This window comes from Limosilactobacillus reuteri subsp. simiae (genome assembly GCF_020784875.1).
Taxonomy (GTDB): Bacteria; Bacillota; Bacilli; order Lactobacillales; family Lactobacillaceae; genus Limosilactobacillus; species Limosilactobacillus reuteri_H.
This window is the reverse complement of the sequence record NZ_JAJGUI010000031.1, coordinates 1-14,789: the sequence shown is the minus strand read 5'-3', so window position 1 is coordinate 14,789 and position 14,789 is coordinate 1. Positions and strand designations below refer to the sequence as shown.

The window sequence follows — 14,789 nt, the reverse complement described above, 5'->3', positions numbered from 1 at the left end:
GGTTTTGCCAATCAAAAATTTTTCTTTTTAAGAATCGATTGTATTTTTTCGTAAAAAAATACCCCCTACATTTTCGTAGGAAGTATTTTTAGTCAACCATACCAGTTGACAGATATCCCTTTTTTAATAATGAATTGTATGTTTTCGCCGACCATTTTGCAGAATATAGACGGCAATAATTACTAAAATAATTCCTAAAATTTCTGCCCAATTCAAGTTCAATTTAAAGAAAATCACACTTAAAATCGAAGTTGTAATTGGTTGAACGGCATCCATGATACTAACTACATCAGATGGGGCATATCTAGTTGCATGAAGCAAAATTCCAAATGGTAAAATCGTTCCGAATAACACCACTGTCGCAACTGATGCTACTAACGTGGTAGTAATATGTGGCGGGTTAACCCAGAATGGTCGGTAGAGGTTAAATAGGACTCCGGCAATCATCGTCCCCCAGCCGAGGACAACAATTGGCGGATTCTCATCAGCAGCTCGTTGTGGAAGGACAACATAGAACGCAGCTGTAATTCCAGATCCCAACCCCCAGAGAAGGGATACAAATGGTAAAGCTAATTGGGTAAAGTTACCACGCGTGATACATAATGCTACCCCAATCAAAGCAACAACAAACGCAATAATATCACTCCTGAACGGCCGCCGATGCATAAAAACAATTCCACCTAACACAATAAAAAGTGGGGAAAGATATTGAAGAATTGTTGCTGCTGAGGCATTTCCTGTTTGAATAGCATAATAGAACGTAAGTAGGTTTGCCATCAACCCTAAAATAGCATAACTAATAACTGAAATAGCTGTTGCTCGTGTCTTAAATACGTTAAAAATCTTTTTTCCATATAAAAATACACTGATTACTAACAAAATCACTCCTGCTGAAAAAGTCCGCATTGAAAGCATCCACGTAGCAGGAATTGCTAAATTTTGTGAGATGAGTTGCAAAACGGTTCCGGATATTCCCCACATAGCAGAGGCAACCGCTGCCCATATAATTCCCTTCATTACTTGAGAAGAAGATTTTTCCATGTCAACCACCCTTTATTTAATTTTATTCGCCTAATTTATAAATCGGTATTTTAGGCTTTTTCAATGTCTTCTTTTCTGGTTTTTGCCCAGCCTCTTTTCGCTGTTCAAACCTCTTTTCGTGCTCATTGATATCTCTTTCGGTTCGTAAACCCTGACGATCCCAGCTTTGTAGAATCCGGTCCATGTACTGGAGATTTAGCGCACTATTCATTACTGCCTGCCGTAAAGCAAGCTTAATCATTATTGCCGAATAATTATCTTTATCCAACCAATCATTAACAATTTGCAATTCCATTGACGAGAGGGGCCGGCCAAATTCGGCTTCTAGCTGATTAAATGTCTCAACCCGACTATTAGTATTTTCAACCTTAATTGTTTCCTCTTGGTCATTCTCATTGAGCAATGCTAATTTGTTGATAAGGAGCGAAAAATCATATATTGCATCTTCTTTGCCATCTTCCATTTTTCGCATCTTCTGCTCAACAAGATGGTTTGTCATCATCTGGTGAAGCTGTTCAAACACCTGCCGCTCTTTTGTCCCTAAGTTCTTTGCAATTGTGCGAACGTCCGGATTCATTATTCCTCGGTCCTGATAAGATTTGAACTGAAGATATAAGACAAATTGAGAAGTTGTCATCCCCAACTCTTTATAATGATGTAGCAATAAGTTGCTTATATTTGTTTCCCCTGCCTGCAAATAATGTTGTAAAAGGCTTGCATCTGGCATTTAATCAGCTCCTCTCTTAGTAAAATATTTTTGCAAAAGTAAAGAGACTGAGTAATCCCAGCCTCTATTAGTTTCAGCTTTTATTAAAGGTTATTAATATTTTGAACGTATTGTCCAGTCTTAAAATTAATCAGATCGTAGCAGAGATTCCCTTTTTGATTACGATATGTTACTTCCCAGACAATCTTATCATTAAATATCCCGGGAGCAACTTTTAAAATTTCTCGCGGATCACGATTTGCTTTTGTCATCGCTCGTGCTCTCGCAGCAGTAATCCCACTTGATTGTTTTAGAACTCTGATCTTGCCACCGTGTTGGGGAACCATAACCAGGATCGGTTGGTTTTGCTGATTCTTGCCACTAATCGTATAGTAAGTATTCTCTCGATTATAAATATAAAATTGGTCAGGAGATTGAAGATGAGCATATTTTTCAGCAAGTGAAATTGTCTGTCGTCGCGCTGAATTTCGTGGCTGATTGCTAACTGCAAAAACACTCCACACTATTAACAAGATTAGTAAAATCGCAATCAAAAGGTTACGAATTGTCCGCATTGAGGAACCGCGACTTTGTTCACGTTGAACTTCACGTCGACTTTGCATATCTTTTCCCTCTTATCTCTTTAGTTTTTTAGATTCTTATATGACAATCGTTTTTGATTATACCAGAAATCGGTAATTAAAAGTTGATAAAGTTTAATTAACTTTGTCCTCTTTACCATTTCGTAAAAACTTCTGAGTAATTGAAATCAAGTCAGCAGTTTTTTTACTATTAACCGGTAAATCAGTGGGCAGACTACTCAAAATCGTCTTCCCGTAGCGTCTTGTTTGTAGTCGTGGATCAAGAACTACTGCAACCCCATGATCATCTTCTGTCCGTAATAATCGTCCAATCCCCTGACGTAACCGCATCGTTGCTTTTGGCAGTTCTGAATGATAGAACGGATTTTTCCCTTGCTGCTGAAGTAACTTATTATGAGCACGATTCATTATTTCATCAGGTGAATCGAACGGCAAGCGCGTAATAATTAAGAGTTCAAGAGCGGACTCTGGCAAATCTATCCCTTCCCAAAAACTAGAAGCACCAAGAAGAATCGAATTTTTTCCGCCACTAAACTGTTTTAAGATTTTATCACGATTACCCGTAATTCCTTGGGCTAAAATATCTCGCTGATCAAATAGATCTGTTTCGCGAAGCTGGCTGTATACCTGCTCAATCATCACCAGTGAGTTGAATAAAATCATTGTCTGATAATTAGCATTCTTCGTTAATTGGTAAATCGTGTCACTGAGGTATTTAATGTAATCAATGTTATTTTGCGCGCTCGGTACTGGTGCGTCTTCTGCAATCAATAATTTAGCATTCTGTTTGTAATTGTATGGAGATGCGAATCGACGCGTTAAAGTATTATTGCGCTCTAAATCTAACTGATGGTAAAGATACGGCGATCGTGGCGATGTAAACAATGTTGCCCCCACAAATAATGGTTGAGCAAAATATGGATAAACATTCTTTGTGAGGTAATGCGTTGCTTCCAATAATCCCCCACTAAGCTGTAAGGCACTTTGTTCACTTGATTGGCGAATAGTAATCCAAAAAGCAGCAGCCTCTCCTTGTTGTTGAAGCGTTTCGTTAAATTCATTTAGTGTCTGATCGGCTTCAATTAATTTTGCAAGCTGACTCTGAAATTGACTCATGAGGTAACGATCACTTAATAACCATCGGTCTGGCTGACTGCTAAACAGATGGCTAAGAGCAGAAAAATGGAGTTGCACACTACTCAATGCTTGTTCCAACTTCATCATCACGGGTCCACTAATGTCTAAGAGAGACATCACCTGATCATTTTGCAATGGTTGTTCAATTAATTCATTGTCGGGATTACTAGTAGCACTTGCCATGTATTGACGGTAAAGAGCTTGCTGGAAAAGGTCAACTGCCTCTTCTACTGCATTGAGGTCACCACGAAGCAATTCAACATTATAACTGCCTAGTGCCTGTTCAGCGAAAATATCAGTTAAATTTCGGTCATTACCATTATTAACTAATCCAGACATTACATGAACGGCCGTACGTAATTTTTGAAAATTAAATGTTCGCCGGGACCGTTTTAAGATACTTTCGCTTAAGTGCTGAGCTTCATCGATTACTAAATATGGGCGACGAGTCCCATCCCCTAATTCCTGGGCATGAGCAACCAAGTACGCATGATTAGTAATAATAATATCAGCTTGATGAAGCCGCTTTTCCCGCCGAACGAGAAAATCATCATGGTAAAAGGCATTTGCTGGATTCAAGCTCCGAATACCCTGATGACGAATTTCAGTAAAGTATGGCGACTGCTGAGAATTTAAATTAAGTTCATCAAGGTCCCCACTTTGCGTTGAAAGCAGCCATACTAAAATTTTAGCTTTTAATAACTGAACAAGCTTCGAATCTTCAATCACGCTTAAGGAATGAACAAAACGTGCAATATCAATATAATGAGCGTTTCCTTTGATAATCACACTATTCATTTTAAAAGGCAACACCTTATTTAACTGCGCGATTGATGTATCAATAATTTGTTGCTGGAGGATATTAGTTGCTGTGCTGACAACAATCTTCTTATCAGGATATGCAACATAACTTAGCGGAAAAAGATAGCCCAATGTTTTCCCTACCCCAGTTCCAGCCTCGACAATCATATTTTGGGGTTCATCATGAGTATAATTATTGTAAATGCTGTTCATCATTTTGGCTTGAACAGGCCGCAATCTCAACGTATCTCCGTATAGCTTTTCCTTTGCCTTTTTAGTGGAAGGATATTTATGCTTTTCGCGCTGACCATTAGCAGTAAGCGGCCGCGATTTATGAAGAATAATTCCGTGAGAGACATACAACTCTTCGCTTAATGGCTGTGGCGATTTACGTCGACGCTGCAATTCAGCATCAAAAACCCCAGCTGTTTGTTGAGGTAAGTTGAGCTTCAACTGAGTAATCTTTTCAAGCGTAAGTGTTGGTAATTCTTGAACTCGTTTTAGTAAATCATTAAGTAAGTCTGCTGTTGCCTCAGCGTCTGATACTGCACTATGAGGGTGATCATGCTCAATGTGCAACGAACTAGTTAAGTCTCGTAAACGAAAACTCTTTGCAGTAGGAAGAAGAATCTGACTAAGGGTTACAGTATCGATTGCCGGAATTGATAATGAAGGGTACCCAGCTCGCTCTAATTCTGCATTTAGGAAAGGAAAGTCAAAATTAACATTGTGAGCCACAAAGGTCGTTTCCGCCAACAAACTATAAATAGTTCCAGCAATATCCTCAAATAGCGGTGCTTTTCGCACATCTTTGTCTTCAATTCCTGTTAATTGAACAATTGAACGAGGAATTTTCTCTCGTGGATTTATTTTTGTTTCAAAGTGATTTATGATTTCGCCATCTTGAACGAGAACACAACCGATTTGAATGATTCGATCACCATGATTAACATTCGTTCCGGTTGTTTCTAAATCAACAACTGAGTAGATTGGCGCTTTCTTGTCACGCTTTTTTGTGCGCTGACTACTACGCTGTGTCACACTATCACCATATTTCTCCGAAGTTATTATATTAAGTTACTAAATATTCTAAACTAAATGATACACCATTCTACTATAAATTTCTCATTTTTACACGAATCGGCCTTTCTTTGTGCTAAAATATTTAGATTTGGTAACATCTATAATCGTTTTTAGCTAGAATCACTGTTTTATGCTATGATTAAGTTTGAATTTTTATGTAGAAAGTAGGTTACGATGGTGAAACAACAAGGGATTGGTACTAGCCATGCGAAAATCATTTTAATGGGAGAACATAGCGTAGTATACGGTCAACCGGCAATAGCCTTACCATTGCCAAGCGTTCAATTATTAGTTACGCTCAGCAGTCGCCAAGATAACCAGCGAATTATTAAAAGCCGTTATTATCATGGTAGTCTAGAAAATTTGCCTTCCTCCATGATCGGAATTAAAAAATTAATTGACACTTTATCTGCAAGGTTTAATGACCACGAAACTGGTTGGGACTTAAAAATTGCAAGTCAATTACCTGCAGAACGAGGAATGGGGTCGTCTGCTGCCAGCGCGATTGCAATTATTCGGGCATTCTTTGACTATTATGATGAACCGCTTGATCGAACATTATTGCTTCAACTTGCAGATGTCGAAGAACAAATTACACATCGTAGTCCATCCGGTTTAGACGCTGCTACTGTCAGTTCAGATAAACCGCTTTTTTATGTTAAGGGGCGGATTGGGGTACCAATTGAAATGAACCTTGATGCCTCTTTAGTAATTGCTGATACCGGAAAAAAGGGTGCTACTAAGGAAGCTATTTTGGCAGTTAAAGATGAACTGAAAAATAATAATGAAAAAGCTGAAGGACATATTAAGCATCTCGGTGAATTAGTAAACCAAACAAAAGATTATCTTACGCAAAATGACATTGTAAAATTAGGCGATGCTCTTAACTTTGCGCAAACTGATTTAGCTGCTCTCAACGTGTCAGACCCATCATTAGATCACCTTATTCATGTTGCACGTGATAATGGAGCTCTTGGTGCAAAATTAACTGGTGGTGGTCGCGGTGGTTGCATGATCGCCTTAATGCAAACAGCTATGGGAGCTCGCCGCCTTGCAAGTATCTTAAAAGAGAACGGGGCACATGATATTTGGCTTCAACCACTTGATAAGCGAGGTAATAACTAATGGCAACTGCAAAAGCACATACTAATATTGCGCTTGTTAAATATTGGGGAAAGAAGGATCAAGAATTAATCATTCCACAAACTGACAGTCTCTCCCTTACACTTAATGAGTTTTACACCACCACTACTGTAAATTTTGATAATCATCTTACTTCAGACTTAGTTGCCATCGATCAACAAACACTTAGTAAGAAAGAGGCCAAAAAGGTAGTTCATGTTCTAGATATTGTTCGTCAACTAAGTGGAATAAAAGCTTTTGCACGCGTAGAGTCAATTAATCATGTTCCGACTGCAGCCGGCCTTGCTTCCTCAGCTTCCGCATTTGCTGCCTTAGCAGGCGCTGCCAGTACTGCGGCCGGATTAAATCTCTCAAACCGTGATCTATCACGACTTGCCCGGCGTGGATCCGGTTCGGCAACTAGATCTATTTATGGCGGATTGGTTGAATGGCAAAAAGGAACTGATGATGCATCCTCGTTTGCACAACCAGTTTTAGAAAATGTTGACTTTCCAATCGAAATGTTAGCAGTTTTAGTTGATACAAAAAAGAAAAAAGTTTCCAGTCGATCTGGAATGCAATCCAGTGTTGAAACTTCACCCTACTATGATGCTTGGCGCCAAGTTGTAGCGAATGATATGGTTGCCATAAAGAAAGCTATCAAAGCAAAAGATATTGACCAAATCGGCCATATTGCTGAAGAAAATGCTCTTCGGATGCACGCACTTACTTTTTCAGCTGACCCCGGTTTTACCTACTTTAATGGTGAAACGCTAACCATCATTAAAGCAGTGGAAGACTTGCGCAATCAGGAAGTAAACTGCTATTATACGATGGATGCTGGTCCGAACGTCAAAGTGATTTACGACCGAGAAAACCGGAGCAAAATTGTTGAAAAATTAAGCAATATTGTTGGCCCAGAACGGTTGGTGGTTTCACAACCGGGACCTGGAATAAAGATTTGGAATGAATAAAATTTAATGATAAGGGGACTTTAAATTTTGATTACTGAAAAAGCTCCCGGTAAATTATATATTGCCGGTGAATATGCTGTTGTTGAAAATGGTTATCCTGCAGTTTTAGTTGCGTTAGATCAGTTTGTTACCTGTACAATTGAGGAAAGCACTCAAGAAGTTGGCCAAATTATTAGTCGCCAATATAATAACGATCAATTATCCTGGCGACGTTTAGGAGACCAAATGGTAGTTGACAAACGTGACAATCCTTTTTCTTACATTCTTTCTGCTATTAGAGTTACAGAAGAATATGCTCGTACTTTTAGTCGCGACTTACGAATATTTAATATCCATATTGACAGTCAATTAGACAGTGCTAATGGTCGAAAATATGGTCTTGGTTCCTCTGCTGCTGTTACTGTAGCAACCGTTAAGGCTCTTTGTCGATTCTATAATTTGCCCGTTAACAAGGACCAAATCTTTAAATTAGCTGCAATTGCCCATTTTGAAGTTCAAGGAAATGGTTCGTTGGGTGATGTTGCCGCTTCCGTATATGGTGGTTGGATTTCCTATCATTCATTCGATCGGCAGTGGCTTGCCCAACAACGTAAGTATCTTGACCTAAAGACGATCATTGATTTACCTTGGCCTGATCTGAACATTGAGTCTCTAACTGCTCCCAAAAACTTAGAGCTCTTAATTGGCTGGACTGGTAAACCAGCATCAACTTCCCAACTTGTTGATAAAATTTCTCTTTTTAAAGCTCGTCGCCAAACTGAATATCATCATTTTCTTGAAAAAAGTAAATCATGTATCCAACGAATGGTTGATGGTTTTCACCGTCAAGATCTTGAAGCGATTAAAAATGAAATTCGTTATAACCGTGACCTCTTAAAACAACTAGGCACCAATTCTGGGGTAAACATCGAAACCGAATCATTATCTAAGCTTTGCCAAATCGCTGAATCTTTTGGTGGCGCCGCTAAGACATCTGGTGCTGGTGGCGGTGATTGTGGGATCGTCGCTATTGATAGCAACTCTAACTTTGGGAATGTTCTAAAGAGCTGGGCCAAAAACCATATCGAACAACTTCCTTTATCCGTACACTTTATCGATAACGCAAAAAGCTTCAAGAAATCTGTTAAGCACCATCTTTCTTACATTCACAAGTAGATCAAAGGAGGCTCCATGATGGAATCACGTCATGCCCAACGAAAAAACGAACACCTTTCATTAGCTGCCAAATATTATGACCAGGTTCATCAACACCATTATTTTGATCAAGTGCGTCTAATTCATGATAGCTTACCTGAAATGACGACGGATGATGTTGATTTGCATGTCCAATTAGCTGATAATTTAGAAATTGAATGTCCTTTTTATATTGAAGCAATGACTGGCGGAAGTGATCAAGCCCTTAAAATCAACCAACAACTTGCTCAATTAGCTCATAAGCACCATTTGGCAATGGCAACGGGATCTCTCAGTATTATTTCAAAAGATCCCCAATCCTTTTCGTCTTTTGAGATAATCCGCGAAGAAAATCCAGATGGCATTATTTTTGCAAATTTAAGTGCAAATGCCAGTCTTGACCAAGCGATAAATGCTATTTCCCTTTTGAAGGCAAATGCCCTTGAACTGCATATCAATGCGGCCCAAGAATTAATTATGCCTGAAGGTGATCGCGATTTTAATTGGTTGGATAACATCCAATACCTTGTCAGTGAACTAGAAGTCCCAGTTATTGTAAAAGAGGTTGGCTTTGGAATGAGCAAAACGACGATTGCCAAACTGCAAACCCATGATGTTCACCTCATCAATGTTAGTGGACGTGGGGGGACAAATTTTGCAGCGATTGAGAATCGGCGTAACCATGATATTAATTTTGAGAGTTTATTGGACTGGGGCCAAACAACTCCCGAATCACTATTGGAAGCTCATTCAATTCGGCGCGGTAAAACTGAAATTATTGCCTCTGGCGGAATTACTTCTCCCCTCGATGTTATCAAGGCGGGTGTATTAGGCGCCCGGGCAGTTGGTGTGGCCGGTTACTTCCTCCATATTCTTCAAAATGAAGGCTATGAAGCATTAGACCAAACGCTCGGTGAATGGCAAGTGATTGTCAAACGCTTGCTCGCGCTCCTTGGTTGCTCATCATTTACCGAGCTCTCACGTGTTGAATATGTTTTAGGAACAGACTTACTATCATATGCTCGTCAGCGACACTTACGCTAACCTAAATAATTGAAATTCCTATTAAGATTGATACAATTGATTTAATAACTAAAGGTTTGGATGGTGATTGAAGTGAATAAAATTAATTGGGGCAAATCAATTACAGTTGGTATAACTGCTGGTCTTGTTGCCGGCCTTGTTAAACTTGGTTGGGAAAATATTCTCCCACCACGGACACCAGAGCGAGATCAAACAAACCCACCACAAAAAATGCTTGAACAATTTGGCGTTCCGGCACAGATTACACATGCTACTTATACCTATTCCGGCCAACAGTTGCCATGGGTAAGCTATGTTGTTCACTTTAGTTTCTCAGCTGGTTTTGGAGTTCTCTATAGTATTGGCGGACAGTTGGCACCGTGGATCAAAAAAGGTGATGGAGTACCATTCGGGATTGCTGTTTGGGATTTCTTCCACCTCAAATTAATGCCATTAATGGGAACAGTACCTGCTGCAAAAGATCAACCACTCGAAGAACATGTTTCTGAATTTTTGGGACATGCAATCTGGATGTGGACGATTGATGCATTAATAAAAAGTAAAAAATAATAAAAATCCGAGAGAAAATTTTCTCGGATTTTTATTATTTTAAACTATTCGCCTTTAAAGTAATGCACTTCAGAACGGAAATCCCCCGTATGAGTCGGGTCACGGAACAAACCGACATTCATCAATTCATCCCCACCATAAGTCTTATCAGTCATCTCATCATGATAATCAATTGTTGGATCAAGCCCTGCCATCTTGGTATTATTAATTTCAAAACGGTTAGTATGCAACTGCTTAAACATAAATAGCAGTGCTTCTGACTTATCCGGACTGACAAATTCCCAAGCGACCGTATTGCTATCAAAAGGACTTTCTAAGCGAATAAAGTCACCATATTGAATTAAGTGGCGGTGAGCCTTATAAAACTTGATCTGTTCCTTTACCATTTGCCGATCCTCTTCAGTCAAATCTGCTAAGTCAAGTTCATATCCAAAGACCCCACTCATGGCAACATCGCCCCGCATCTTAAAACTGGTAGAACGGCCAGTTTGCTGGTTAGGTGAAACCGATACATGCGCCGTCATAGATGAGATTGGATAAGTTAAAGATGTTCCGTATTGAATCTTTAACCGTTCAACCGCGTCTGTATCATCTGATGGCCAACTTTGCGGCATGTAGTAAAGAATACCAGCATCAAAACGGCCACCACCACCTGAACAACCTTCAAACAAGATATTAGGATAACGAGTAACCAACCGCTCCATTAAGTCATATAAACCTAAAATATAACGGTGGCTAACTTCTCCTTGATGTTCTGCGTCCGCTGCGCTAGAGAAGACCTCAGTAAGATTACGGTTAAAGTCCCATTTAATATAGTCAAGCGGCACCTTATCTAAAATTAAGCACATTTGATTGTAGATATTATCAACGACTTCTTTACGGCTAAAGTCTAGCACTAATTGATTACGAGAAAGTGTCATGCCACGGTTCGGTTCATGTAAGGCATAGTCGGGATGTTCCTTATATAACTTAGAATCAACTGAAATCATTTCTGGCTCAAACCAGAGGCCAAATTTCATGCCATGCTCGTGGGTCCGGTCTGCTACCCGCTTTAATCCCCCAGTAAGCTTATCCTGATTAACAAACCAATCACCAAGCGATGAATTATCATCATTCCGGTGGCCAAACCAGCCGTCATCAAGAACAAACATTTCAATTCCCAATGGCTTTGCTTCATCAATAATTTGGTCTAACTTCTTATCATCAAAGTCAAAGAAGGTTGCTTCCCAGTTATTAATAACAATTGGTCGGTCTGCATATTGATACTTACCGCGAGCAACCCGGTCCCGTAATAACTTATGGAATACTTGTGACATCCCATTTAAGCCACGTTGACTAAAGCCCATGATTGCTTCAGGTGTCTGAAAATCTTTTCCCGGTTCAAGAACCCATTCAAAGTTATAATCATTAATTCCAGTTATTAAGCGAATCTGGTCGATCTGATCTTTTTCCAAGGTAAACTGGTGATTACCTGAGTAGACAAGCAGCACTCCCAAAGCATTTCCCTGAAATTCATCGGTGTTCTTGTCAACCAAGGCCACAAACGGATTCATATGATGAGAACTAGAATTTCGACGGCTAGAAAATTCTGTTATTCCCCGACGTAATTCTTGCCGTTCAGGTTGTCGTTCAAGAGCATATTGTCCTGGAACGGAGATAACGTCATAATCATGTTTAGTTAAATCCAGTTGCATTGAGGCAATCTTTTCAATTCGTAATTCTTGATTGCTTGTGTTTACTAACCGCGCATTCCGTGTAATAACCGGCCGTTCGTTATAGATAGTGTATGAAAGAATAAGTTGTGCACCGATTGTTTCATCAACCAAAGTAACTTCCAATGTTTCTGCTTCTTTATCACTTTTAACATAAGATGCAGGTAACCCAGCTAGTTTAGGCTTCCCCGGTAAAATCTTATAAGACTTGTAACGGAAATCAGTCAGTCGTGAACCATTTTCTGTTTTGATAATAATTGCAGGCACGCGATAGTCTCCGGTATTATTTCCCGAATATTCCTGTAATAAATCATCTTTCGAATAAGTCCGGTCCATCGATCCAGGAAGATTTCCTGAAAACCCACGATCAACTCGTGGATATCGGCGTTCACCATGGTAGTTGCGAATTGCCGGTCCAAAGTAAAGGTGATTGAGGATATTTCCCTCTTCTACTGAAAATAAATAGGAAATTTCTTTATTCTTTAAGTGAAAAACACGTTGTTGTTCATCAAATGTAATCATTTGTTGTGGCCCCTTTCTTGAAATCGATTCTATAATAAACGTTTAGTTATTTTTCGTCAAGCGCTTTCATTATTGATGTAACAATAATTAACCGCCATCATTAACTACTAAACGTTTACTAAAAATATGTTATGCTAGAAATTGATTAAAAGGAGGTTTCCCTATGACTGGTATCAGAAAAATAGCACGTGAGGCTGGTGTATCTCCCGCCAGCGTTTCACGTGTCTTAAGCAATGATTCATCTTTTTCAGTAAGTGAACAAACAAGAGCACGAATTAAAGAAGTAGCAGCAAAGTATAATTACCATCCCCACCTAAACAGGCCCGTCACTCCGCCGCTAACTCCTCGTTCAATCCTAGTACTCACAACTCATTCCCTCGAGACAGAAGCTCATGACCCTTATTTCATTCAAGTTCATGATGGAATTATTCAGGAAGCTTCCAAGCAAAATATTCAAATCAAAGCTTTTGTTCGTTTTCCCAATAAAGCCTTTCAATTTACTGACGCTCGAAAATATGATGGCGTAATTGTCGCTGGAGTTTTTACGCAAGAATTCTACGCTAATTTAGCTAAAAACAATCCCCATATCGTTTTAATTGACGACTATCGATACCTCCCCGCTTACGATATTATCCGTAATTCGTATTTTGAAGCTACTCAAATCGTTCTTGATCAGCTACTAGAAAATGGCCTTAATAAAATCGCCTTTATCGGTGGAAATATTCATCCCATGAATAATAATGGCGAAACAACAGACTCGTATCAAGATATTCGAGCTAAGGCCTATTTGATGTGGACAAGACTTCATAATATTTCTCCATTGATTGCCCTTAATGGGTGGACTCCTAAAGATGGCTTTGATAGCATGAATACTCTTTTGAAAGATAATTTTCAGGCCGCCTTAATAGCTAGTGACCAACTAACTATCGGGGCATATCGAGCCCTAAAGCAACATCAGCTTAAAGTCCCCCAAGACCTTCAAATTATTAGCTATAATGATTCGGATATTGCTGAATATTTAGTTCCGTCCCTTTCATCGATCAATCCAGCAAGTCTTTCAATGGGTAAAATGGCAGTTCAAAGACTAGTCCACCGTCTGAATAATCCAACTGATATCCCTATTCATATTAATTTGCCTGCCAAATCCACTTGGCGCGAAAGTTCAGAAATTAATTTGAATTAGTGAAACGTTTTATAAGTAAAAAGAGGCTAATTGTGCTTGTGATACCGTTTTCTAAGGTTTATACTCAAACATGGTTATCAGATTGATAAACGTTCACTTTAATTAAATGAGGTTTTTAATTATGTTATTAGGAAGTATTGAAGCTGGCGGTACTAAGTTTGTCTGTGCTGTCGGTGACGAAAATTTTAATGAAATTGATAAAAAAATCATCCCTACAACTACCCCCGAAGAAACTTTAGGAGCTTCAATTAAATTTTTTAAGCAGTATCCTGAACTAGCGGCACTTTCAATTGCTAGTTTTGGACCAATTGATACTAATCCGGCTAGTGAAAAGTACGGTTATATTACTGATACTCCTAAAGTTAAGTGGCAAAATTGCAATTTTGTTGGCACAATGACTGACGCCCTCAATATTCCCGTCTACTGGACAACGGACGTTAATGGTTCAGTTTACGGTGAATATGTCAATTTAAAAGATAAGTATGATAATCCGGCCTTGGTTTACTATACCCTTGGAACTGGCGTGGGTGCTGGCGCAATTCAAGATGGTCGCTTTATTGGTGGAATTAGTACCCCTGAAATGGGCCATGTTCGCTTACAACGCCACCCAGCTGATCTGAACTTTACTGGTATCTGTCCTTACCACCACGATTGCTTGGAGGGATTAGTAGCTGGGCCAACTTTCAAGGCACGGCTCGGTATTAGTGGCGAAGATGTTCCCGATAATCACCCTGTTTGGGATATCATGGCATATTACGTTGCACAAGCTGCTGTTCAGGTAACTGCCATTTTGCGTCCACAAAAAATTATCTTTGGTGGAAGTGTCTCGCGCCCAGCCTTTCTTGAACGGGTTCGAAAGCAATTTGCAATGTTATGGAACGATTATCTTCCAGTTGGATCGCTCGATGAATATATTGTTAACCCTTCTGTTCCAGAAAATGGCTCAGCTACCCTTGGTAATTTTGCATTGGCTAAGCACTTAATCGAAACAAATAAATAACCATCATCGGTCACTATAATGTAAGGCTCTACAATTTTAAGTACTGATGGATTTAACATCAGTGCTTTATTTGTTTAAAATTTAAAATAAAAAAGCGAAAGATGGTTGGACCCCGTCTTCGTTAAGAAAGGACCATCTTT

At 39.3% G+C, this 14,789-nt stretch carries 12 protein-coding genes; 7 read left to right on the top strand and 5 right to left on the bottom strand.

What is annotated here, in order from left to right:
* Positions 1-123: 123 nt before the first annotated feature.
* The 4 genes from LMC10_RS01275 to LMC10_RS01260 all read right to left on the bottom strand — a co-directional run bounded on the left by LMC10_RS01275 (position 124) and on the right by LMC10_RS01260 (position 5,328).
* Complete coding sequence (locus LMC10_RS01275) at positions 124-1,041, bottom strand: DMT family transporter (RefSeq protein ID WP_003667879.1); 918 nt, start codon at positions 1,039-1,041, stop codon at positions 124-126.
* Positions 1,042-1,063: 22 nt separating this feature from the next.
* The gene (locus LMC10_RS01270; RefSeq protein WP_004562312.1) at positions 1,064-1,768 is read right to left on the bottom strand and encodes a DnaD domain-containing protein; all 705 of its coding nucleotides are present in this window, start codon (positions 1,766-1,768) and stop codon (positions 1,064-1,066) included.
* A gap of 83 nt (positions 1,769-1,851) precedes the next feature.
* Positions 1,852-2,370 carry a cell wall elongation regulator TseB-like domain-containing protein gene (locus tag LMC10_RS01265; protein ID WP_229268722.1) on the bottom strand — a complete coding sequence of 173 codons (519 nt, stop codon included), beginning with the start codon at positions 2,368-2,370 and terminating at the stop codon, positions 1,852-1,854.
* Between the two features lie 93 nt (positions 2,371-2,463).
* Positions 2,464-5,328, bottom strand: coding sequence for a helicase C-terminal domain-containing protein (locus LMC10_RS01260; protein ID WP_229268721.1), 2,865 nt, complete (start codon positions 5,326-5,328; stop codon positions 2,464-2,466).
* A gap of 216 nt (positions 5,329-5,544) precedes the next feature.
* Here LMC10_RS01260 and mvk point away from each other — a divergent pair, with 216 nt between their 5' ends.
* The 5 genes from mvk to LMC10_RS01235 are packed head-to-tail and all read left to right on the top strand — an operon-like array spanning position 5,545 to position 10,232.
* Positions 5,545-6,495, top strand: a complete 951-nt coding sequence (mvk, locus tag LMC10_RS01255) for a mevalonate kinase (protein ID WP_229268720.1) — start codon at positions 5,545-5,547, stop codon at positions 6,493-6,495.
* Positions 6,495-7,466 (top strand): diphosphomevalonate decarboxylase, encoded by a 972-nt coding sequence (gene mvaD, locus LMC10_RS01250; protein WP_229268719.1) that lies wholly within the window; start codon positions 6,495-6,497, stop codon positions 7,464-7,466. The genes mvk and mvaD overlap by 1 nt, the downstream gene beginning before the upstream one ends.
* A gap of 27 nt (positions 7,467-7,493) precedes the next feature.
* A complete protein-coding gene (locus LMC10_RS01245) occupies positions 7,494-8,621 on the top strand; it encodes a phosphomevalonate kinase (RefSeq protein ID WP_152709576.1) in 1,128 nt (375 codons plus the stop codon).
* Between the two features lie 15 nt (positions 8,622-8,636).
* Positions 8,637-9,683 carry a type 2 isopentenyl-diphosphate Delta-isomerase gene (fni, locus tag LMC10_RS01240; protein WP_229268718.1) on the top strand — a complete coding sequence of 349 codons (1,047 nt, stop codon included), beginning with the start codon at positions 8,637-8,639 and terminating at the stop codon, positions 9,681-9,683.
* 60 nt (positions 9,684-9,743) lie between these two features.
* The gene (locus LMC10_RS01235) at positions 9,744-10,232 is read left to right on the top strand and encodes a DUF1440 domain-containing protein (RefSeq protein WP_003666180.1); all 489 of its coding nucleotides are present in this window, start codon (positions 9,744-9,746) and stop codon (positions 10,230-10,232) included.
* A 44-nt stretch (positions 10,233-10,276) separates the two neighbouring features.
* On the opposite strand, the gene LMC10_RS01230 is transcribed toward LMC10_RS01235, so the two are convergent.
* Positions 10,277-12,466 carry an alpha-galactosidase gene (locus LMC10_RS01230; protein ID WP_229268717.1) on the bottom strand — a complete coding sequence of 730 codons (2,190 nt, stop codon included), beginning with the start codon at positions 12,464-12,466 and terminating at the stop codon, positions 10,277-10,279.
* 163 nt (positions 12,467-12,629) lie between these two features.
* On the opposite strand from LMC10_RS01230, the gene LMC10_RS01225 reads away from it, so the two are divergent.
* Both LMC10_RS01225 and scrK read left to right on the top strand, forming a co-directional pair.
* Complete coding sequence (locus tag LMC10_RS01225; RefSeq protein ID WP_229268716.1) at positions 12,630-13,649, top strand: LacI family DNA-binding transcriptional regulator; 1,020 nt, start codon at positions 12,630-12,632, stop codon at positions 13,647-13,649.
* A gap of 121 nt (positions 13,650-13,770) precedes the next feature.
* On the top strand, positions 13,771-14,649 hold the full coding sequence (scrK, locus tag LMC10_RS01220) for a fructokinase ScrK (protein ID WP_229268715.1): 879 nt from the start codon (positions 13,771-13,773) through the stop codon (positions 14,647-14,649).
* Positions 14,650-14,789 lie beyond the last annotated feature (140 nt).